The organism is Flavobacterium suncheonense GH29-5 = DSM 17707 (genome assembly GCF_000430025.1).
GTDB classification, from domain to species: Bacteria; Bacteroidota; Bacteroidia; order Flavobacteriales; family Flavobacteriaceae; genus Flavobacterium; species Flavobacterium suncheonense.
In genome coordinates this window covers 26,085-47,064 of the sequence record NZ_AUCZ01000016.1, presented here as the reverse complement: position 1 = coordinate 47,064, position 20,980 = coordinate 26,085, and the positions used below count along the sequence as shown (strand labels likewise).

Annotated in this window: 20 protein-coding genes; 12 read left to right on the top strand and 8 right to left on the bottom strand. The window is 44.3% G+C overall.

The features are described 5' to 3' along the window. On the top strand, positions 1–327 hold a 327-nt coding region (locus tag G498_RS0109240), incomplete at its 5' end, for an OmpA family protein (RefSeq protein WP_026980923.1). Between the two features lie 90 nt (positions 328–417). Here G498_RS0109240 and G498_RS0109235 read toward each other — a convergent pair. Together G498_RS0109235 and G498_RS0109230 are read right to left on the bottom strand one after the other, a co-directional pair. After that, positions 418–933: an acyl-CoA thioesterase gene (locus G498_RS0109235; RefSeq protein WP_026980922.1), complete on the bottom strand. Its 516-nt coding sequence runs from the start codon at positions 931–933 to the stop codon at positions 418–420. A gap of 67 nt (positions 934–1,000) precedes the next feature. Beyond that, on the bottom strand, positions 1,001–1,939 hold the full coding sequence (locus G498_RS0109230; RefSeq protein ID WP_026980921.1) for an HU domain-containing protein: 939 nt from the start codon (positions 1,937–1,939) through the stop codon (positions 1,001–1,003). Positions 1,940–2,233: 294 nt separating this feature from the next. Here G498_RS0109230 and dprA point away from each other — a divergent pair, with 294 nt between their 5' ends. Then, a complete protein-coding gene (gene dprA / locus G498_RS0109225; protein WP_026980920.1) occupies positions 2,234–3,343 on the top strand; it encodes a DNA-processing protein DprA in 1,110 nt (369 codons plus the stop codon). 36 nt (positions 3,344–3,379) lie between these two features. On the opposite strand, the gene trpS is transcribed toward dprA, so the two are convergent. After that, entirely contained in the window at positions 3,380–4,348 is a 969-nt protein-coding gene (gene trpS / locus G498_RS0109220) for a tryptophan--tRNA ligase (RefSeq protein WP_026980919.1), read from the bottom strand. Between the two features lie 69 nt (positions 4,349–4,417). On the opposite strand from trpS, the gene G498_RS0109215 reads away from it, so the two are divergent. Continuing rightward, positions 4,418–5,167: a lysophospholipid acyltransferase family protein gene (locus G498_RS0109215; RefSeq protein ID WP_026980918.1), complete on the top strand. Its 750-nt coding sequence runs from the start codon at positions 4,418–4,420 to the stop codon at positions 5,165–5,167. Between the two features lie 102 nt (positions 5,168–5,269). Here the strand turns inward: G498_RS0109215 and G498_RS0109210 are convergent, their stop codons facing one another. The 4 genes from G498_RS0109210 to recA all read right to left on the bottom strand — a co-directional run bounded on the left by G498_RS0109210 (position 5,270) and on the right by recA (position 9,110). Next, positions 5,270–7,036 (bottom strand): hypothetical protein, encoded by a 1,767-nt coding sequence (locus G498_RS0109210; RefSeq protein WP_026980917.1) that lies wholly within the window; start codon positions 7,034–7,036, stop codon positions 5,270–5,272. Beyond that, complete coding sequence (locus G498_RS0109205) at positions 7,033–7,578, bottom strand: RNA polymerase sigma factor (RefSeq protein WP_026980916.1); 546 nt, start codon at positions 7,576–7,578, stop codon at positions 7,033–7,035. Before G498_RS0109205 ends, G498_RS0109210 begins: the two co-directional genes overlap by 4 nt. A gap of 14 nt (positions 7,579–7,592) precedes the next feature. Further along, positions 7,593–8,006, bottom strand: a complete 414-nt coding sequence (locus G498_RS14905; protein ID WP_051269822.1) for a hypothetical protein — start codon at positions 8,004–8,006, stop codon at positions 7,593–7,595. A gap of 99 nt (positions 8,007–8,105) precedes the next feature. Further along, positions 8,106–9,110, bottom strand: a complete 1,005-nt coding sequence (gene recA / locus G498_RS0109195; protein ID WP_026980915.1) for a recombinase RecA — start codon at positions 9,108–9,110, stop codon at positions 8,106–8,108. A 189-nt stretch (positions 9,111–9,299) separates the two neighbouring features. Between recA and trhO the strand changes: the two genes are divergently transcribed. The 9 genes from trhO to G498_RS0109150 all read left to right on the top strand — a co-directional run bounded on the left by trhO (position 9,300) and on the right by G498_RS0109150 (position 19,142). Further along, complete coding sequence (gene trhO / locus G498_RS0109190; protein ID WP_026980914.1) at positions 9,300–10,670, top strand: oxygen-dependent tRNA uridine(34) hydroxylase TrhO; 1,371 nt, start codon at positions 9,300–9,302, stop codon at positions 10,668–10,670. A gap of 1 nt (position 10,671) precedes the next feature. After that, complete coding sequence (locus G498_RS0109185; RefSeq protein WP_026980913.1) at positions 10,672–11,913, top strand: peptidase U32 family protein; 1,242 nt, start codon at positions 10,672–10,674, stop codon at positions 11,911–11,913. Next, on the top strand, positions 11,913–12,143 hold the full coding sequence (locus tag G498_RS0109180; protein ID WP_026980912.1) for a ferredoxin: 231 nt from the start codon (positions 11,913–11,915) through the stop codon (positions 12,141–12,143). The genes G498_RS0109185 and G498_RS0109180 overlap by 1 nt, the downstream gene beginning before the upstream one ends. Before the next feature lie 205 nt (positions 12,144–12,348). Continuing rightward, positions 12,349–13,683 (top strand): PSP1 domain-containing protein, encoded by a 1,335-nt coding sequence (locus G498_RS0109175; protein ID WP_026980911.1) that lies wholly within the window; start codon positions 12,349–12,351, stop codon positions 13,681–13,683. Then, positions 13,658–14,158: a gliding motility lipoprotein GldH gene (locus G498_RS0109170; RefSeq protein WP_035744915.1), complete on the top strand. Its 501-nt coding sequence runs from the start codon at positions 13,658–13,660 to the stop codon at positions 14,156–14,158. The genes G498_RS0109175 and G498_RS0109170 overlap by 26 nt, the downstream gene beginning before the upstream one ends. 2 nt (positions 14,159–14,160) lie before the next feature. Beyond that, positions 14,161–16,458, top strand: a complete 2,298-nt coding sequence (locus G498_RS0109165; protein WP_026980909.1) for a penicillin-binding protein 1A — start codon at positions 14,161–14,163, stop codon at positions 16,456–16,458. Positions 16,459–16,525: 67 nt separating this feature from the next. Further along, a complete protein-coding gene (locus G498_RS0109160) occupies positions 16,526–17,227 on the top strand; it encodes a CoA transferase subunit A (protein ID WP_026980908.1) in 702 nt (233 codons plus the stop codon). A 2-nt stretch (positions 17,228–17,229) separates the two neighbouring features. Next, positions 17,230–17,889, top strand: coding sequence for a 3-oxoacid CoA-transferase subunit B (locus tag G498_RS0109155; RefSeq protein WP_026980907.1), 660 nt, complete (start codon positions 17,230–17,232; stop codon positions 17,887–17,889). A gap of 86 nt (positions 17,890–17,975) precedes the next feature. Further along, a complete protein-coding gene (locus G498_RS0109150; RefSeq protein ID WP_026980906.1) occupies positions 17,976–19,142 on the top strand; it encodes a class I SAM-dependent rRNA methyltransferase in 1,167 nt (388 codons plus the stop codon). A 135-nt stretch (positions 19,143–19,277) separates the two neighbouring features. Here G498_RS0109150 and G498_RS0109145 read toward each other — a convergent pair whose 3' ends face one another. Then, on the bottom strand, positions 19,278–20,879 hold the full coding sequence (locus tag G498_RS0109145; protein ID WP_026980905.1) for a fumarate hydratase: 1,602 nt from the start codon (positions 20,877–20,879) through the stop codon (positions 19,278–19,280). Positions 20,880–20,980: the final 101 nt, after the last annotated feature.

Here is a 20,980-nt window from a genome sequence, read left to right as displayed (position 1 = left end):
ATCTTCTTTGAATTCAACAAGAGCAACATCACCAGAGAAGGGGCGTTTGAGTTAGACAAACTGGTTCAGGTGATGAAGAACAGCCCGGAGATGGTTATCATGGTGAAATCGCACACAGACAGCCGCGGATCGGATGCGTTCAACATGAACCTGTCGGAGCGCAGAGCCAAATCGACGGTTCAGTATGTAATCTCTAAAGGCATTGCCAAAGACAGAATCTCGGGCAAAGGCTACGGGGAGAGCGAACCGAAGGTAGCTTGCGAAAAATGTACCGAAGAGGAACACGCTAAGAACCGACGTTCGGAATTCTTGATTGTGAAGAAATAAACGACTTACAATACGTTATAAAAAAGCGCCCAATTTTCCTGGGCGCTTTTCTATTATAGACTTTTGTTGTCGGGAATAAATTACTTTTGGTTAGGCCCCTGCGAAAAGCGCTTTCAATTCCGTAGCTTCAGAAGGCTTCATTTTTCCGGCCAGGATTAAACTCAGTTGTTTGCGGCGCAAAGCGGCATCAAAACGACTTTTTTCCTCGTCCGTTTGCGGGATAATCGGCGGAACCGGAACCGGATTACCGGTGTCGTCCACGGCTACAAACGTGTAAATGGCGGTACCGGCACTGTTTTTTATGCCCGATTCGCGGTCTTCGGTCCAAACGTCAATTACAATTTCCATAGAACTGGTAAACGTTCTCGATACTTTGGCTTCAATGGTAACCACGGCACCCAAAGGAATCGCACGGTTGAACGCCACATGGTTTACCGACGCCGTTACGCAGATTCTACGCGAATGTCTTCGGGCTGTAATACTGGCCGCACGGTCGATACGCGCTAAGAGTTCGCCACCGAACAAATTGTTCAGAGGGTTGGTTTCACCGGGTAACACCAAATCGGTTAAGGTGGTTAGGGATTGTGATGGAAATTTTGCTTGCATTCGGATTGTTTTTGCAAAGTTAGCAATCTGGGAATAAAAAAATCCTCAATTTTGAGGATTTCGCAATTTATAATTCTTTGATCAGCACCCAGGCTTCCTTGTTGTGCGTTTTCTGAATGGTCTTCATCTGGTTTTGCGCTTCGGCATAACTTGCATAACTGCCGTATAAAACCGGGTACAGGCCAAACCCGTTTTTTTCCAGCCGGACAGGTTCGTATCCCATGGTTTTTAATTCGTCGAAAATGCGTTGTGCATTGGCTTCGTTTCGGAACGAACCCGCGACCACATGATACGGTTTTTTGACATTTTCTTTAAGGTTCAGGGTAACGGCCGGCAACGGGTTTTCAATAAAAAACGTAGCTTCCTGAATTTTGTGCTGTACTTTTTCCTGTACGGCTTTTTGTGCCATCAGGGTTTCGTTGGCCACTTGTTGCTCGTGCTGATAGTGGTACGCCACTCCGCCACAGCCTAACAGCACTGCAAAAACGGCAGCATATTTTAAAAAGGAATAATTTTTCCTGCGTTCCGGAGTGAAAACAATTGGTGCTTTTTCTTCCAGTTCTTCCACCTGTGCTTTGAAGACTTCGCGTTTTACTGCAGGCGAAACCACGGTACTCAACCCAAAGGAATCGGCCAGATAATTTACCGAACTAACCGGTTCAAAAACCCAGTTCCATTCCGAATTTACCGAGATGCTGCCAATGTCTTTAAGCGATACGGTTTCTCGGTGCTGCAGTTGCTCTGTCCAATGTGCCACTTCAGTCTGAATGGTTTTCACGGCCTCGTCATAGGAGATTCTCTCCTGTAATGCGATGTGATTGGCCAGCAAACCGTCATTGTTTTTAAGGTGCGGATTAAACGACACCACTTTTTTAGGCGGAAAAAACGTATTGGTAGCGTCATGCAGCTGTGCCGACTGGATTTCGGTAAGGAATGCCCCAAAACCCGGAACCGTAACACACTGGTAACGATACAAAAGCGCTGCGATGTAGTTTTCAATCTTCATAGTTACAAATTTAAGTAATCAAGATGCGCAGCCAAAAATTATCAACAAATTTTATTAACAATTTAAAATTTTAAGGTAAGCAATTAGGAGCGAATGGGTTAGGCTTTTTTGGATACGCATTTCCCGCTTTCCGCTGTACTTCGTGCCACTGCAAACACGAAGTGTTCTCTGAAATCCTCTGCATAATATATGTTGTGAAGAAATCGGGGCTAAAAAGGGAACTATTTTAATTTTTGTAAGCATTTTATTTCAAAATTTGTAAAATTTGATTTTCTTTGACCTTTATTATATGCCATGACCACATCCGAATTATTTTACACGTTAGCCCTGCTCAAAGTGGAAGGAATAGGAGACATCCTTGCCAAAAAACTCATCCGCCACTGCGGTTCCGCCGAAAAAGTGTTTGCCGCCAGGAAATCTCAACTGGCTGCCCTCGACGGGATCGGGGAAGTGCTGCTCAGAAACCTTCAGAACAAATCCGTTTTCCAACTCGCCGAATCCGAACTGGCTTTTATCGAAAAGGAACAACTCGACTATGCCTTTTATCAGGACGAAGCCTATCCCGAAAGGCTGAAACATTGCGTAGACGGTCCAACAGTTTTGTTCCAATCCGGCAATATTAACCTCAAACAGCGGAAAATCATTTCCATAGTGGGAACGCGTCAGGTTACCGGTTATGGCATCGATTTTACCCGGAAGATCATCGAAGACCTTGCGCCTTTAAATCCTGTAATCGTAAGTGGTTTTGCCTACGGAGTTGATATTGTCGCGCATCAGGCGGCGCTCGATTGCGGTTTGCAGACCGTTGGGGTTTTGGCGCACGGCCTCAATCAGATCTATCCGAAAGCCCACAAAAAATACATCCGTAAAATGGAGGAAAACGGCGGTTTTTTAACGGAATTCTGGAGTATTTCCAGTCCCGAACGGGAGAATTTTGTGAAGCGCAACCGTATCGTAGCCGGAATTTCCGAAGCAACAATTGTGGTTGAAAGTGCCGAAAAAGGCGGTTCGCTCATCACGGCCAACATCGCCAACGACTACAACCGTGACGTTTTTGCCGTACCCGGACGCACCACCGACAAGTACAGTCAGGGCTGCAATTGGCTGATTAAAACGCAACGCGCCAATCTGTTAACATCAGCAGCCGATTTGGTTTACATGCTGAATTGGGAACTGGAACCAACATCCTCCAAAAAGCCACCGCTTCAGCAGCAACTTTTCGTGTCGCTCGAACCGGAAGAACAACAGGTTTACGACTACCTCCAGAAAAACGGAAAGCAATTGCTGGACATCATCGCTTTGGAATGCCGCCTGCCCGTCCATAAAATTTCCGGTTTGCTGACTGGCATGGAAATGAAAGGCGTCATCCGGCCGTTACCCGGAAAATCCTTTGAAGCGGTATAAAAAAAGCGCTCCGGTCAGGAACGCTTCTGCAAGGGATTAATAGCCTAATTTTTCGCGGACTCTTGCCAAAACACCATCAGCCACCTGATGTGCTTTTTCGGCGCCTATTTTCAGCAGTCGGTCAAGTTCGTCTAAATTGTTGATGTAATAATTGTATTTTTCCCGTTCTGTTTTGAATTTTTCCAGGATGAGTTCAAACAAGGCCTGTTTCGCATGTCCGTAACCGTAATTGCCGCCTAAATAATTGGCCCGCATCGTTTCGGTCTGTTCCGGTGTTGCCAGTAATCGGTAGAGGGCAAAAGCGTTACAGGTGTCCGGGTTTTTCGGCGCTTCCAGCGGTGTACTGTCAGTCACGATGCTCATGACTTGTTTGCGCAGTGCCTTGTCATCCAAAAAAATGTTGATGAAATTATTGCGCGATTTGCTCATTTTTTCTCCGTCGGTACCCGGTATAATCATGATGTTTTCCTCGATTTTGGCTTCCGGCAATACAAAGGTTTCGCCCATCTGATGGTTGAAACGCGCCGCCACATCACGGGTAATTTCCAAATGCTGCAACTGGTCTTTTCCTACCGGAACGAAATTCGCATCATATAATAAAATATCCGCGGCCATTAACATCGGATAGGTAAACAACCCGGCGTTCACGTCTTCTAAACGGTCGGCTTTATCTTTGAAAGAGTGGGCCAACGTCAAACGCTGAAACGGGAAGAAACAACTCAGATACCAGGACAGCTCCGCCGTTTGCGGTACATCGCTCTGACGGTAGAACGTCACTTTGTTAACATCCAAACCAAATGCCAGCCAGGTAGCCGCCACACTGTAGGTGTTTTCCCGTAACGTTTTCCCGTCTTTAATCTGGGTTACCGAATGCAAATCGGCAATGAAAAGAAACGATTCGTTTTCGGGCTTTGCGGCCATTTCGATAGCCGGGATAATTGCGCCCAAAAGATTTCCTAAGTGTGGTGTTCCAGTACTCTGAACACCGGTTAAGATTTTTGCCATTGTAAAAATATTTTCGCAAAGGTAATTGTTTTGCTAAAATCTTTCGTCTGAATTGCTATTTTTGGGTCTATGAAAGTTTTAAAAATTATTTTCTGGACGCTTTGGCGCATCTGGTTTTACATTTTGGTAACCGTTCCGATTATCGTTTTGTTTCCGTTTTTGTTTCTAACCATCCTTTCGGAAAAAACGTATCCGCAGTTTTTCGTGTTAGCGCGTTTTTGGGCCCGCATTATTTTATACGGTATGGGTTTCTATTATGTGGTGGAGAAAGACTACGAACTGGAAAAGCACAAAAGTTACATGCTGGTGGCCAATCATACCTCGATGATGGATGTCATGCTGATGCTGCTTTTGGTAAAGGACAATCCGTTTGTGTTTGTGGGAAAAAAAGAGTTGGTAAAACTTCCGATTTTCGGGTTCTTTTACAAACGCACCTGTATTTTGGTGGACCGCAGCAGTTCGAAAAGTCGTTTTGCGGTTTTTGAACGCGCCCAAAAACGCATCAATCAGGGGTTGAGTATTTGTATTTTTCCCGAAGGCGGTGTGCCGGAAGACGAAAGCATTATGCTGGATGAATTTAAAGACGGCGCTTTCCGGATTGCCATCGAGCATCAGTTGCCGATTTTACCCATGACGTTTGGGGATGTGAAGGAGCGGTTTTCGTTTACGTTTTTTAGCGGAAGTCCCGGAAAAATGAGAATCAAAATCCATAAACCGGTCGAAACGAAGGGAAAATCACTGGAGCATAAAGCCGACATTAAAAATGAGGTTCGCAGTATCATCCTGAATCAGCTGGAAGTTTTCGAAAGCAGTAAGTAACTAAAATAAAAAAGACACTCTTAACCCAAAAAGAGTGCCTTTTTACGTTTCTAACCACCACGAAAGAAACGGACTTAACTAAAAAACTTAACTAACTAACTTTTAAAAACGGTAACTAATTCCGGTGTAAACCCCCATGTAATACGGTTTGAAATCACCGGCGTTGTTACGGTATGTATTGATCTGATATTTAAACATCGGTTCCATATTGGCTTCAAACGATTTGCTGAACGAATACTTGAAACCTAACCCAACATTACTGCTGAGATGGATATTGTTCAGGTTGCTGGCTTCTCCGATTTTCATGTCGCTGTGCGCTGAAATCAGGGAAATATTGTTTTGTGTTAAAAACAAGGTGCTCAAACCGCCAATGACTTCAATTCCGAATTTTTTGTTCAGTACTTTGTAGGATACTTCAGTAGGAACTTCGATATAGCCCATTTGCTGGCTGATGGCACCACTTGTTTTTTGTGTTACAAGACCCGAATCGTTGAAAGCCATTGCGCGGTTGTCTTTGTCTTCGATTTGTATCGAGTTTCCGGTTTCATTGCGACGGATGTTCTCAATGTGACGCCCTTCTTTCGACTGATAGTAAATAATATCGTTCGTACGGTATTTCATGTTTAAGGAATGAACCCCGGCGCGCACCGATAAACGGTCTGTAACGGCATAACTGATGCCCATGCCGTAACTGAAAGTAGTCTCGTAACTTTTTCCGTTGTTGTCAAACTGTTTGTCGATTGCTGAATTGTTTCCGCTGGCATTCATAAAGATTGGTGTTACTTTGGAACTTACCAGCCATTTGTTTTTTGCAGCGGTTTGCTTTTGCTCTTCTTTCTCCTGCGCTTCTTTCTCTTTTAAAAGCTGATCAAGAGGATTTAGCATTTCCTTTCCTTTGGCTCTTGGAAGGGAATCTTTGGCAGATGCCACAACAGTTTTTGGATTCAACGGTTTTTTCAGTAAATTCTCATCTTTAGTCAGCAACGATTCTGAAGGATCTGCCGTGGTTTTTCTATTGTTCGGAAGTTGGCTGTTCTTTAAAATACCGCGTTCTTTTTTGTCGGTATACCGTTCTTTTCCTACTTCAAAGGCTACTTTCGAATTTGGGTTGTCGAATAATAAATCGGCGCTGTTTTCAGGCACAAACTCCGGTTCATTGGTTTTGGGGGCTACAAAATTAGCATCATTGGACTGAAAAACCGTTGGTTGTGCTGCCTTATTCAGGTTGTGGCCCAAGGCAGTGTCAGGATTGGCTTTATTGATTTCCCCTTCGGTTGTATTTTGCGAATTTGAAACAGTGGAACCGTTACGGTTGTCCTCCAAAACCGCTACAACTGAAGTTGCAGACTTTTGGCTAAAAGTTCTTTGTTTAGAAGTTCTTTTGTTTGAAGCCATATGAGTTTGATTCGCAGTGTTTTGCGTGCTGTCAAAATCAAAAGTTTTGGTGCCGGTTTGTGTTTTATTTTGGCTTTGGGTCCCTACAGTTGTCGTTTCTTTTTCTTTTGAAGCAGATGTTATAGCATTGGCGTCCAGATTAAAAGATTCCTTGTTTAAAACATCGTTGCTTTTTGAGTGGTCTGTATTTTTAGTGTCTTTTTCCGTATCAGCAGTTGCCTCATTGGCAGATGACACATCTCCGTTGTTTTGCGGTGTATGGAAGAAAAGGTTACTTCCAATGGAAAAACCAATCAGAAAAACAGCCGCAATACCGCACATCTTTAACCATAAAGGCAAAAGTACCGGTGCTTTTTTCTTCTCATTGTTGTTCATCTGACGCTGAATGTTGGCCCAAACCTTATCGGAAGGGGTTGCTTCAAAGTCTTTGAACTTTTCCTGAAAGAGTCTGTCTATGTTTTGTCTTTCGCTCATTTTGCGTTCGGAAATTTATGATTGGTTTGTTGCGATTCGATTTTGTCTTTTAAAATCATCCGGGCTCTTGCCAAATTGGATTTTGAGGTTCCGATGGTGATATTTAACATTTCAGAAATCTCTTTATGTGAATAATCGTCTACTACATATAAGTTGAAAACCAAGCGGTACCGGTCCGGCAATTGCTGAATGATACTGACCAGGTATTCCATCGAAACAGCTTCGTCGTCTACTTCTACGGTTGGAGTATCGGGAATGTTTTCGTGTACAATCTCAAAAACCCCTTCGGTCCGGTACTTTTGTAAAACATTGTTGATTACCACTCTTTTCGCCCATCCTTCAAAAGAACCTTTAAACTGGAACTGATGGATTTTATCAAAAATCAGTAAAAAACCGTCTTGTAAATTGTCTTCTGCCTCGGTTTGATTTCTCGAATATTTTAGACATACCCCAAATAATTTAGGTGCAAGAAGTCTGTACAATTGCTCCTGAGCAACCACATCCTTCTTCTGACAGCCTTGTATTATTTGATCGATTCCCAAAATAGTTTTAAATGTTACTGTTCTACCAAAATCTGAAAGGTTAAGAAAATATCTGTTCCTTGTTCGTCTTTTCCCTGCCAGAATTTAAAGGTGTATTCTCCGGTTGCTTCCGGTCTGAATTTTAAATTTTGTGTGGCAATACTTTCCGTTAACGGTTCGCATTCGTTGCCGTTAAACACAATTGCTTCAACCGCCACTGTTCGCGTCATTCCCTCTTTTTCATAATAAAAACTATTGAAGCCATGACAGGTGGTTGGTCTTAAAAACCGAACCTCAATAATATTGTCTTGGTTTGTTTTAAAAGTAGAGGGAAGTGTTACTTCCTGTATTGGCAAAAGCTCGTATGTTACATCTTCTTGTCCGTCGTCTGAAGAACAGGAAGACAAAGCAAAAGCTATAAAAGTTACTATAAAAAATAATTTTTTCATTTTATACTAAGGGTCGCTTGTTTCTTATATAGATGCAAAAAAGGTAAAAGGTTGCGTCACAGATAAAAAAACCCGAAAAATTTTTCGGGTTTTAAAATATTAGGCATTCTGTGCTTTAATATGTTCTTTGATTTTTTCTTCCAGTTCGTCCATCAGTTCCGGATTGTCTTTAATCAGCGCTTTCACGGCATCGCGGCCCTGACCTAATTTGGTGTCGCCGTAGCTGAACCACGAACCGCTCTTTTTGATGATTTCAAATTCCACAGCCAAATCCAACACTTCACCGGTTTTGGAAATCCCTTCGCCGTACATAATGTCGAATTCCGCGGTACGGAACGGTGGTGCTACTTTGTTTTTCACAATTTTTACTTTCGTACGGTTCCCCAATACATTTTCCCCGTCTTTAATTTGGGTGGATTTGCGGATGTCGATACGTACCGAAGCGTAAAACTTCAGGGCATTACCTCCCGTTGTGGTTTCCGGATTTCCGAACATCACCCCGATTTTCTCGCGCAACTGGTTGATGAAGAAAACGGTACAGTTCGTTTTATTAATGGTAGCGGTTAATTTACGCAATGCCTGCGACATCAAACGCGCGTGCAATCCCATTTTGGAGTCGCCCATTTCGCCTTCGATTTCGCTTTTCGGCGTTAAAGCGGCTACGGAGTCAATCACTACTAAATCAATAGCGCCAGAACGGATTAAGTTTTCAGCAATTTCCAAAGCTTGTTCCCCGTTATCGGGTTGTGAAATAATCAAATTATCGATGTCAACGCCTAATTTCTGGGCATAAAAACGGTCGAACGCGTGCTCCGCATCGATAAAGGCGGCTAAACCTCCTGCTTTTTGAGCTTCAGCAATGGCGTGTAAGGTTAAAGTGGTTTTACCCGAAGATTCCGGTCCGAAAATTTCAATGATTCGGCCCCGCGGATAACCGTTAACGCCAAGCGCCAAATCCACGCCCAGCGAGCCGGAAGGAATGGCATCCACTTCCTCTACTGCTGCATCACCTAATTTCATTACCGTCCCTTTTCCGTAGGTTTTATCCAATTTGTCTAAGGTTAGTTGTAAGGCTTTTAATTTTGCTTCTTTCTCTGAACTCATGGTTTATAATTTTTGCTAAAAATACTGCTTTTTTTTAAGTTGCCAATAAGATGTTATCAACAATCGGATTTATTTTTAGTCCTCTGATTGTCAGTAGGTTTTGAAATTAATTTTAAAACTGTAACTTTGCACCCGAATTCTTCCATTTAGAGTTCCTCATATTGTAAAATCTCACTTAACGTTTATAGCATGCAACTGTATAACACCTTAAGCGCAGAGGAAAGAAAAGAGCTTATCGACCAAGCCGGTCAGCAGCGTCTTACTTTGTCTTTCTATCAGTACGCGCACATTGAAGACCCTCAACAATTTCGTAACGATTTATTTGTAGCTTGGAATAAGCTCGATGCTCTTGGCCGTATTTATGTAGCCAAAGAAGGGATTAACGCGCAGATGAGTGTTCCGGCGCAAAACTTTGAAGCGTTCCGCGAAACACTGGAAGCCTACGATTTCATGAAAGGGATTCGTCTTAATGTGGCCGTAGAACACGACGATCATTCCTTTTTAAAATTAACGGTGAAAGTCCGCAACAAAATTGTAGCCGACGGTTTAAACGATGAAACCTTTGATGTAACCAATAAAGGCGTTCACTTAAATGCCAAAGCGTTTAATGACATTTTAGACGATCCTAATACCATCGTGGTGGATTTCAGAAACCATTACGAAAGTGAAGTGGGCCATTTTAAAGGCGCCATCACGCCGGATGTGGAAACTTTCCGCGAATCTTTACCGATTATCAACGAACAGTTAAAAGACTATAAAGAAGACAAAAACCTGGTGATGTACTGTACCGGAGGGATCCGTTGTGAAAAAGCTTCGGCGTACTTTAAACACCAAGGTTTCAAAAATGTATATCAGCTTGAAGGAGGAATCATAAACTACGCCAAGCAGATTAAAGAAGAAGGTCTGGAAAGCAAATTTATCGGAAAGAATTTCGTTTTCGATCACCGTTTGGGAGAACGCATCACCAACGATATCATCGCACAATGCCACCAATGCGGAAAACCGTGCGACAACCATACCAATTGTGCCAACGATGCCTGTCACTTGTTGTTCATTCAGTGCGACGAATGTATGGAAGCGATGGAAAACTGCTGTTCGACCGAATGCCAGGAAACCATCCATTTGCCTTTGGCCGATCAGATCCGCAAGCGAAAAGGACTACAGGTGGGCAATAAAATTTTCCGCAAAGGAAAATCGGAATCCCTGAAATTTAAAAAATCAGGTGTTCTGGAAGGCATCCCGTTAGCGCAGGCTACCGAGGAAAACGAAAAACCCAAAACCCTTCGCCAGCGCATCGCCGTCAAAAAAGTAATGGTGGGCAAGGGCGAACATTATTATTCCAAAGCGCAGGTAGGGCAGTTTACCATCACCAACCACGAACTGCAGGCCGGCGATAAAATCCTGATTCAGGGGCCGACAACCGGCGAAAAGCAACTGGTAGTGGAAAAATTACTGGTAAACGGACAGGAAAGCGCCACCGCCAAAGCAGGTGACAAAGTCACTTTTTCCGTTCCTTTTAAAGTACGGGCTTCCGACAAACTGTTTAAATTGCTAAGTTAAAATGACCACTACAGGAAGAATTGAGTTAATGGCTCCGGCCGGTAATTTCGAATCTTTACAGGCTGCTTTAGACAACGGTTGCGATTCGGTTTATTTCGGTGTAGAACAACTTAACATGAGAGCGCGCGCTACGGTGAATTTCACGATAGACGATTTGCCGGAAATCGCCCGCCGCTGTAAAGCGAAAAACGTCAGAACGTATTTAACGCTCAATACCATTATTTACGACCACGATTTGTCGGTAGTGAAAACCTTGCTGACCAAAGCCAAAGAAGCCGGCATCACAGCAGTAATCGCTTCGGATCAGGCGGTCATCATGGCGGCGAAAACCATGGGCATCGAAGTACACATTTCCACCCAGTTGAATGTGACGAACATCGAAACCGTAAAATTCTACAGTCTGTTTGCCGATACCATCGTGTTGTCGCGCGAATTGAGTCTGCGACAGGTGAAGAAAATTACCGACGAGATCGAAAAAGAACAAATCAAAGGACCGTCCGGCAATCTGGTGGAAATCGAAATCTTCGGACATGGTGCCTTGTGCATGGCGGTTTCGGGGAAATGTTACCTGAGCCTGCATTCGCACAATTCTTCGGCCAACCGGGGCGCTTGCAAGCAGAACTGCCGTAAAAAATATACCGTGATCGACCAGGAATCCGGTTTTGAAATTGAAATCGATAACGAGTACATGATGTCGCCCAAAGATTTGTGTACACTGGATTTTCTCGATCAGGTCATCGATTCCGGTATCAAAGTGCTGAAAATAGAAGGACGGGGCCGTGCCGCCGATTATGTGGCTACGGTTGTGAAAACCTACCGCGAAGCGATTGATGCCTATTACGAAGGCACCTTCACCAAAGAAAAAATCAACGCCTGGATGGAAGATTTGTCCACCGTTTACAACCGCGGTTTTTGGTCGGGTTATTACCTGGGGCAGAAATTAGGCGAATGGAGCGACAATCCGGGATCGAGTGCCACCCAGAAAAAAGTATACGTGGGCAAAGGCGTGCATTTCTTTCAGAAAGCCGGCATCGGCGAATTTAAAATCGAAGCCTACGACATCAAACAAGGTGATAAGATTTTAATTACCGGTCCAAGCACCGGTGCGCAGGAAATGGTCATCGGCGAGATGTATGTGAATGAAAAAATAGCGGAAAAAGCGACCAAAGGCGACAGTTGTACTTTCAAACTGCCGTTTCGCATCCGTCTTTCCGATAAGTTGTATAAAATTGTGGAAGCCTGATGGTAGTCGTTACGTTACAGCGCGAGAAGTGCATCGGGTGCAATTATTGTGTGGAAATGGCGCCGGCCCAGTTTCAGATGTCCAAAAAAGACGGAAAAACCGTTTTGCTGAAATCGGTCAACACCCGCGGCTTCCATACGTTAAAATCGCACGATTACGCCATTTTAGAAGCCTGTGAACTGGCGGAAAAAGCCTGTCCGGTACGCATCATTTCGGTGAAAACCACCTAAAAAAACATTATTTTGTAACGATAAAATACTTAAATTGAGCCTGCTGCGTTTTTAGAATGCGGCAGGTTTTTTGATTTCAAACTTTAAGAAGATTACAACTTTTCATATGGTGGCTTTGCAACTAAAAAATACTATCTTTACACACAAAACATAATTACGAACCAAGTAGTTCGCTGCGGCGGATGACCACGATATACTCAAAACTATGGCATGTACCAACTGTTCCACGGGTTCCAAAGACGGAACACCGCGCGGATGTAAAAATAACGGGACTTGCGGCACCGACAGCTGCAACAAATTAACGGTTTTCGACTGGCTTTCCAACATGAGTTTACCGGGAGGTCAGGAGCCTTTCGACTGTGTGGAAGTACGCTTTAAAAACGGAAGAAAAGAATTCTTCAGAAACACCGAAAAGCTAACCCTGTCCATTGGCGACATCGTGGCTACGGAAGCTTCACCGGGTCACGACGTCGGAATTGTAACCTTAACCGGCGAACTGGTAAAGGTGCAGATGAAGAAAAAAGGCGTAAATCCGGAAGGCGAAGTGCCGAAAGTGTACCGAAAAGCATCACAGAAAGACATCGATATCTGGAGCGAAGCCCGCGACCGGGAAGAACCGATGAAGGTGCGCGCGCGTGAAATCGCCATTGCCTTAAAACTTGAGATGAAAATTTCCGACATTGAATTTCAGGGCGATGCTTCCAAAGCGACATTTTATTATACGGCAAACGACCGTGTGGATTTCCGTCAGCTGATTAAGGATTTCGCCAAAGAATTCAACATCCGCATCGAGATGAAGCAGGTGGGTTTCCGTCAGGAAGCGGCGCGTTTGGGCGGTATCGGTTCCTGTGGACGCGAATTGTGCTGTTCGACTTGGCTGACCGATTTCCGAAGCGTGAACACTTCCGCGGCGCGTTACCAGCAATTGTCGCTGAATCCGCAGAAATTAGCCGGGCAATGCGGAAAACTGAAATGCTGTCTGAATTACGAACTGGATACTTATTTAGATGCTCTGAAAGGTTTTCCGGAAATGGACACCAAGTTGTATACGGAAAAAGGCGATGCGGTATGTCAGAAACTGGATATTTTCAAAGGTCTGATGTGGTTTGCCTACACCGATAATTACGCTCACTGGCACATGCTGAAAGTGGAGCAGGTGAAAGAAATCATCGCGCTGAACAAGGAAAAGAAAAAGGTGGCTTCTCTGGAAGAGTTTGCCGTAGAGGAAACCGCTTCTCAGGAGAAAAATTTCCAAAATGTGGTGGGACAAGACAGCCTTACGCGTTTTGACCAGCCGAAGAAAAAGAAAAGACCGAATAAAAAACGCCCTGGCGCTGCGGTTGAAAAAGCAGACAAACCGGAAAAACCGCAAACGGAAAAAGCGGCCAGAAATGAGCGGGGCGAACGCAGAGAACGACCGGAACGATCAAAACAGGCAGAACAAACCGACAGTGCTGCAGAGCCGCAAAAACGCAACAAGAAAAGACATAAACCCAACCGAAACCGACCATCCAATGATAAAAACACGCCTAAAGAATAACGGCTTGCTGCTGGCATTGGCAGTTGTACTGTTACTGGTATCCTGTGATAAGAAGCGCGTTTTTGACGAATACCGCGAAATTGACGGCTCCTGGCATAAAAAGCAAAAAATTGTATTCTCTTTTGAGCAGCAAGATACGGTTAGCAAGTACAATATGTTTGTCAACATCCGCAACAACAATGATTATCCGTTTAACAACCTGTTTCTGATTATCTCGATGCTGCAGCCCGACGGCGTAACCAAGGTGGATACATTAGAGTACTTGATGGCCCACCCGGACGGAAGTTTAATGGGTGATGGTTTTTCCGATGTAAAGGAAAGCAAGTTGTGGTATAAGGAAAAGGCTAAATTTCCCAAACCCGGAAAATATGTCGTAAGTATCGAGCAGGCGGTTCGTGAAACCGGTAAGGTGGCCGGAATGGAACAATTGCCTGGTATTTCTGAAATTGGTTTTAGAATTGAAAATACAAAATAGCCATGGCTCAAATCAACACTAAAAAAGAAGACTTTTCGTCTTACATAAAAAAGTTCTGGAAACTGTTTTTCTACTGTTTTGGCGGAGTGATTTTATTTTTCCTTTTTGCTTCCTGGGGTTTGTTCGGTTCCATGCCGTCGTTTGATGAACTGGAAAATCCGAATTCCAATGTGGCAACGGAAATTATTTCTTCGGACGGGGTAACCTTAGGGAAATTCTACCTGGAAAACCGAACTCCGGTAAAATATGCCGAATTGCCGGATCATTTGGTAAAGGCCTTAATCGCCACGGAAGACGAACGTTTTTACGAACATTCCGGAATCGACACCAAAGGAACCCTTCGTGCGGCTTTGAGTTTAGGAAGCAGCGGTGGAGCCAGTACGCTTACCCAACAGTTGGCCAAAAACCTTTTTCACGGAGAAGGATCTAAATTTCTGCCGTTCCGTATCATTCAAAAGGCAAAAGAATGGATTATTGCCACCAAACTGGAGCGTCAGTACACCAAACAGGAAATCATTGCCCACTATTTCAACACCGTGGATTACGTGAACAATGCGGTAGGAATTCGTTCGGCGGCTAAAATCTATCTGAATAAAGAACCAAAAGATTTAACGGTTGACGAAGCGGCGATGTTTGTCGGAATGCTGAAAAACCCTTCGTTGTACAATCCGCGTCGACGATTGGAAAAAGTTACACAACGTCGTAACGTCGTGTTGCACCAGATGGAAAAAAACGGCTTTTTAACCAAGGAGAAAAAAGAATATTTTCAAAAGCAACCGATTGTTTTGAAATTCACTCCAGAGAGTCATATTGAAGGAACGGCAACGTATTTCAGAGAATATTTGCGGGATTTTCTGAAAAAATGGGTAAAAGAGAATCCTAAAAAAGACGGGGGAGGCGAATACGACATCTACCGCGACGGTTTGAAAATCTATACCACCATCGATTCCAGAATGCAGCAATATGCCGAAGAAGCGGTAACCGACCATTTGGCCAACCTGCAACAGGAATTCAACAAACGTCAAAAAAGCAATCCCAATGCGCCTTTTACCGGAATTACTCCGGAAGAAACCCAAATGATTATCAACCGTGCCATGAAAAATTCCGAGCGCTGGCGAATCATGAAGGAAAAAGGCTTTGACGAAGATAAGATTGTAAAATCGTTTAAAGTGCCAACTAAGATGAAAGTCTTCACCTGGAAAGGCGAGAAAGACACTTTAATGAGTCCGCACGATTCCATTATTTACTACAAGCATTTTCTGCAAACCGGAATGATGGCGATGGAACCTCAAACCGGCTATGTAAAAGCGTGGGTGGGCGGTATCAATTACAAACACTTTCAGTACGATCACGTAGGACAGGGAGCCAGACAGGTAGGTTCTACATTCAAACCGTTCCTGTATGCTACGGCTATCGAGCAATTAAAAATGTCTCCTTGTGATTCCATCTACGATTCACCGTTTACCATGCCGAAAGGCCGTTACGGCATCGATGCCGACTGGTCGCCTAAAAACTCCACTGGAAATTACCGCGGTATGGTGAATCTGAAATCCGCTTTGGCGAATTCCATCAATACGGTTTCGGCCAAACTGATTGACAAAGTAGGACCGGAAGCCGTAGTGGACATGACTAAAAAATTAGGCGTAACGTCTAAAATACCGGTACAGCCTTCGATTGCACTGGGTGCCGTAGACATTACCGTTGAAGAAATGGTGGCGGCCTTCAGTACGTTTGCCAATCAGGGAATTTACATGAAACCTCAGGTAATTGAAAAAATAGTGGATAAAAACGGGGTTGTGGTGTACCAACCCACACCGGAATCGCGTGACGTCATGAGCAAAGACGTGGCCTATACCATGATTAAACTGATGGAAGGGGTAACGGAATACGGAACCGGATCACGTCTGCGCTGGGGCAGTGCTCCGGAATCGGCAAGAGTAACCGGCGTGCCGTATAATCTGCGCAATCCGATAGCGGGTAAAACCGGAACCTCCCAAAACAACTCCGACGGTTGGTTCATCGGAATGGTGCCCAATTTAGCGGCCGGAGTTTGGGTAGGAAACGAAGACCGTGCTGCCCATTTCCAACAGACCAACATGGGTCAGGGAGCCACAATGGCGCTTCCGATCTGGGGGATTTTCATGAAGAAATGTTACGAAGACAAGACGTTGAACGTGTCGCAGAAACCCTTTGAAAGACCGGAAAATTTCTCCATCAAAGTGGATTGCTGGACACCGAAAAAAGTGGAAACCGACTCGACTAAGGTAGAGGAAACCACCACAGATGAATTCGATTTTTAAAACAAAGACGTCGCGTTTCGTGGCGTCTTGCTTATTAATATAACCAAAACAAACACAAACTAAAACAATGATTAGCCGTAAAGTTAATAACGTACAGGAAGCGCTGGAAGGAATACAGGACGGAATGACCATCATGCTGGGTGGTTTCGGACTGTGCGGAATTCCGGAAAACAGCATAGCCGAACTGGTTCGCAAAGGAACCACCAACCTAACGTGTATTTCCAACAACGCCGGAGTAGACGATTTCGGATTGGGGTTATTGCTTCAGAAAAAACAAATCAAAAAAATGATTTCTTCCTATGTGGGGGAAAATGCCGAATTCGAACGTCAAATGTTAAGTGGGGAACTTGAGGTGGAATTAACCCCACAAGGAACACTTGCAGAAAAATGTCGTGCGGCGCAAGCCGGAATCCCAGCGTTTTTTACACCTGCGGGCTACGGTACCGAAGTAGCCGAAGGGAAAGAAGTACGCGAGTTCAACGGCAAAATGCACATCATGGAATTGGCCTTTAAAGCCGATTTCTCGATTGTAAAAGCCTGGAAAGGCGATGAAGCCGGCAACCTTATTTTCAAAGGAACGGCCCGTAACTTCAACGCGCCTATGGCCGGAGCGGCAAAAATTACCATTGCCGAGGTAGAAGAATTAGTACCGGCTGGCACTTTAGACCCAAATCAGATTCACATCCCCGGAATTATGATTAACCGTATTTTCCAGGGCGAGAAATTTGAAAAGCGAATCGAACAACGTACCACCCGAAAAAGAAGTTAATCATGGCCTTAGGAAAAGAAGAAATTGCAAAACGCATCGCGAAAGAAGTAAAAGACGGATATTACGTAAATTTAGGCATCGGAATCCCGACCTTGGTGGCCAATTATGTGCGTCACGATATTTCCGTGGAATTTCAGAGTGAAAACGGCGTATTGGGGATGGGACCTTTCCCTTTTGAAGGGGAGGAAGATGCCGATATTATCAACGCCGGAAAGCAAACGATTACCACCTTACCGGGGGCCAGTTTTTTTGATTCGGCCTTCAGTTTCGGGATGATCCGCGCCCAAAAAGTCGATTTAACGATTTTAGGAGCCATGGAAGTTTCGGAAAACGGCGATATCGCCAACTGGAAAATCCCGGGAAAAATGGTCAAAGGAATGGGAGGTGCTATGGATTTGGTAGCTTCTGCGGAAAACATTATCGTAGCGATGATGCACGTAAACAAAGCCGGCGAATCTAAAATCCTTAAGCGATGTACCTTACCGCTAACCGGTGTAGGTTGTGTGAAAAAAGTAGTTACCGAACTGGCCGTTTTGGAAGTTACCCCGAAAGGGTTCAAACTGTTGGAGCGCGCTCCGGGTGTTTCGGTTGAAGACATCATCAAAGCCACAGAAGCCGAATTGCTTATCGAAGGCGACATTCCGGAAATGGTAATCGACTAAAAAAATCTGAAATATATGGGAAAGCATCTTTGGTAAAAGCTACTGAAGATGCTTTTTCTTTTACCTTTGCATCAAAATACAAGTATATGAGTTATCCGAAAGTTATTTTAAAACCGGGAAAGGAAAAATCGGTACAGCGCCGTCACCCGTGGGTGTTCAGTGGAGCCGTATATGGTGTGAGTCAGGAGCTCCATGACGGAGAAATGGTTGATGTGGTGGATGCTAACAACAAACATCTGGCAACTGGATATTTCAGCGACCGGGGCAGCATAGTCGTACGCATTTTAACTTTCGGAAAAGAATCGTTCGATACTAATTTCTGGGCTGACAGATTAAAATCGGCTTGGGAACTGCGTTTGAAATTGTTGAAACTCGAAGAAACCAATGCGTTTCGTCTAATCCACGGCGAAGGCGACAGAATTCCGGGTTTAATTATCGATTATTACGACAAAAACTGGGTGTTGCAGGCGCATTCTTCCGGGATTTACTTTCAGATGGAAGCCATCGCCGATGCGATTAAAACCAATTTTGCCGATTACTGTGAAACCATTTACTGCAAAAGCAGCGGAACCCTTCCGAACACCGGAAAAGATTTCTTCCTGCATGGCGATAAACCCGAGACGGTTGCCAAAGAGAATAACATTTTATTTGCCGTAAACTGGGTGGAAGGCCAGAAAACAGGCTTCTTCTTAGACCAGCGGGACAACCGAAAACTGTTGGCGCACTACGCACACGGCAAACGCGTTTTGAACACGTTCTGTTATACCGGAGGCTTTTCGATTTACGCGATGAGCGCCGGAGCGCAACTGGTCACTTCCGTAGATATTTCCGAGAAAGCCGTGGCTTTGGCCGAACGCAATATGGAGTTGAACTACGACGACTGCAACCACGAAGCCGTAGCATCCGACGTTTTTGATTTTCTGAAAGAACACAACCAGCAATACGATTTGATTGTACTGGATCCGCCGGCCTTTGCCAAAAACATCAAGAGCAAACATACCGCTACTCAGGCCTACAAACGTCTGAATATTGCCGGATTGAAGTCCTTGGCGCCTAAGGGAATTCTGTTTACGTTTTCCTGTTCTCAGGTAATCGACGATGTGTTGTTTTACAATACGATAGCTGCAGCCGCCATTGAAACCGGAAGAAACATCCGTGTATTGCATAAATTATCGCAAGGACCGGATCATCCGACCAATATTTACCATCCGGAAGGGCATTACCTGAAAGGATTGGTGTTGTATGTGGAATAGCTTTTTTATTATTCTGACGAAGGAGAAATAATAATACAATAAAATACAAAGACCGTCTGTTTATTGAACAAGACGATCTTTGTATTTTTAACTTTGTGAACCCTGCGAAAAACGTTGTGTCTTTGCGGCTAAAATTTAAAGGTTCTCAAAAAAATCATTCCCTTTATCATCGGTAATAATAAACGCCGGGAAATCTTTAATCGTGATTTTACGAACCGCTTCCATGCCTAATTCTTCAAAATCCACCACTTCAACGGAAAGGATGTTTTCTTTGGCTAAAATAGCAGCAGGTCCACCAATCGATCCCAAATAGAAACCACCGTATTTGTTACACGCATTCGTTACGTCTTTAGAACGGTTTCCTTTGGCTAACATAATCATGCTGCCGCCGTGCTTTTGAAACTCGTCCACATACACGTCCATACGTCCGGCCGTAGTAGGACCGAAACTTCCGGATGGCATGCCTTCCGGTGTTTTCGCAGGTCCTGCGTAGTAAATCGGATGGTTTTTGAAATAGTCCGGCATTGGTTTTCCGGCATCCAGTAATTCTTTGATTTTTGCGTGGGCGATATCACGGGCAACGATTAACGTTCCGTTTAATTTTAATCTGGTTTTGATCGGATATTTTGTCAATTCCGCCAAAACTTCAGCCATCGGACGGTTCAAATCAATTTCTACCGGTGCTTCCAGATGCGGTGCGGTTTCCGGTAAAAACTGTCTTGGATTGGTTTCCAGTTGTTCCACGAAAATCCCGTCTTTGGTAATTTTTCCTTTGATGTTTCGGTCGGCTGAACAGGAAACGCCCATGCCCACCGGGCAAGATGCAGCGTGACGCGGTAAACGGATCACCCGGACATCATGTGTTAAATATTTTCCGCCAAACTGTGCTCCGATGTGGCTTTCCTGGCAAATTTCCTGCACGCGTTTTTCCCACTCCAAATCGCGGAACGCCTGACCCGCCATGTTTCCGGAAGTCGGCAAATGGTCGTAATATCCGGCAGAGGCTTTTTTTACGGCGGCTAAATTCGCTTCCGCAGAAGTACCTCCGATTACGATAGCCAAGTGATACGGAGGACAGGCCGAAGTACCCAAATCCATAATGCGTTCGCGGATGAATTCGTCTAAAGACTTCTCGTTTAACAAGGATTTGGTTTTCTGGTATAAGAAGGTTTTATTCGCAGAGCCACCGCCTTTGGCTAAGAAAAGAAACTCATAGGAAGCTCCTTTTTTAGCATAAATATCGATTTGCGCCGGTAAGTTCGACCCTGAGTTCTTCTCCTCAAACATCGAAATCGGCACAATCTGCGAATAGCGCAAATTTCGTTTCTGATAAGTATTGAAGATTCCCTTCGACAACCATTCGCCGTCATCCACGCCGGTGTACACGTTTTCGCCTTTTTTCGCCATTACGATGGCGGTTCCGGTGTCCTGACAGGAAGGTAACTGACCATCTACAGCCACAACGGCATTCTGCAATAAATTGTAAGCCACAAAACGGTCGTTGTCGGTCGCTTCGGGATCGTCGATGATGTTTCGCAGTTTTTGCAAATGCGAAGAACGCAACATGAAGGATACGTCGCTCATCGCTTCTTCGGCTAACAATTCCAGGCCTTTAGGGTCAACCGTTAAAATTTCGCGGTCGCCCAATTGTTCCACTTTTACGTAGTCGGAAGTGATTTTTCGGTATTGCGTATCGTCTTTTACTATCGGATACGGGTCTTGGTATAGAAAGTCCATAGTTTAGTAATTTTTGGAGCGTAAATTTAGCGAAACTTAATGAAGTCCAAAAGGATGTTTTTAAGTTCTTTACGATATAGAATAAATTTAATTTAGGAGAT

Coding starts and splice junctions, on each gene's coding strand:
- G498_RS0109235 (WP_026980922.1), bottom strand. CDS start 933: ATGCAAGCAAAATTTCCATCACAATCCCTAACCACCTTAACCGATTTG.
- G498_RS0109230 (WP_026980921.1), bottom strand. CDS start 1,939: ATGAAGATTGAAAACTACATCGCAGCGCTTTTGTATCGTTACCAGTGT.
- dprA (WP_026980920.1), top strand. CDS start 2,234: ATGACCACATCCGAATTATTTTACACGTTAGCCCTGCTCAAAGTGGAA.
- trpS (WP_026980919.1), bottom strand. CDS start 4,348: ATGGCAAAAATCTTAACCGGTGTTCAGAGTACTGGAACACCACACTTA.
- G498_RS0109215 (WP_026980918.1), top strand. CDS start 4,418: ATGAAAGTTTTAAAAATTATTTTCTGGACGCTTTGGCGCATCTGGTTT.
- G498_RS0109210 (WP_026980917.1), bottom strand. CDS start 7,036: ATGAGCGAAAGACAAAACATAGACAGACTCTTTCAGGAAAAGTTCAAA.
- G498_RS14905 (WP_051269822.1), bottom strand. CDS start 8,006: ATGAAAAAATTATTTTTTATAGTAACTTTTATAGCTTTTGCTTTGTCT.
- recA (WP_026980915.1), bottom strand. CDS start 9,110: ATGAGTTCAGAGAAAGAAGCAAAATTAAAAGCCTTACAACTAACCTTA.
- trhO (WP_026980914.1), top strand. CDS start 9,300: ATGCAACTGTATAACACCTTAAGCGCAGAGGAAAGAAAAGAGCTTATC.
- G498_RS0109185 (WP_026980913.1), top strand. CDS start 10,672: ATGACCACTACAGGAAGAATTGAGTTAATGGCTCCGGCCGGTAATTTC.
- G498_RS0109180 (WP_026980912.1), top strand. CDS start 11,913: ATGGTAGTCGTTACGTTACAGCGCGAGAAGTGCATCGGGTGCAATTAT.
- G498_RS0109175 (WP_026980911.1), top strand. CDS start 12,349: ATGGCATGTACCAACTGTTCCACGGGTTCCAAAGACGGAACACCGCGC.
- G498_RS0109170 (WP_035744915.1), top strand. CDS start 13,658: ATGATAAAAACACGCCTAAAGAATAACGGCTTGCTGCTGGCATTGGCA.
- G498_RS0109165 (WP_026980909.1), top strand. CDS start 14,161: ATGGCTCAAATCAACACTAAAAAAGAAGACTTTTCGTCTTACATAAAA.
- G498_RS0109160 (WP_026980908.1), top strand. CDS start 16,526: ATGATTAGCCGTAAAGTTAATAACGTACAGGAAGCGCTGGAAGGAATA.
- G498_RS0109155 (WP_026980907.1), top strand. CDS start 17,230: ATGGCCTTAGGAAAAGAAGAAATTGCAAAACGCATCGCGAAAGAAGTA.
- G498_RS0109150 (WP_026980906.1), top strand. CDS start 17,976: ATGAGTTATCCGAAAGTTATTTTAAAACCGGGAAAGGAAAAATCGGTA.
- G498_RS0109145 (WP_026980905.1), bottom strand. CDS start 20,879: ATGGACTTTCTATACCAAGACCCGTATCCGATAGTAAAAGACGATACG.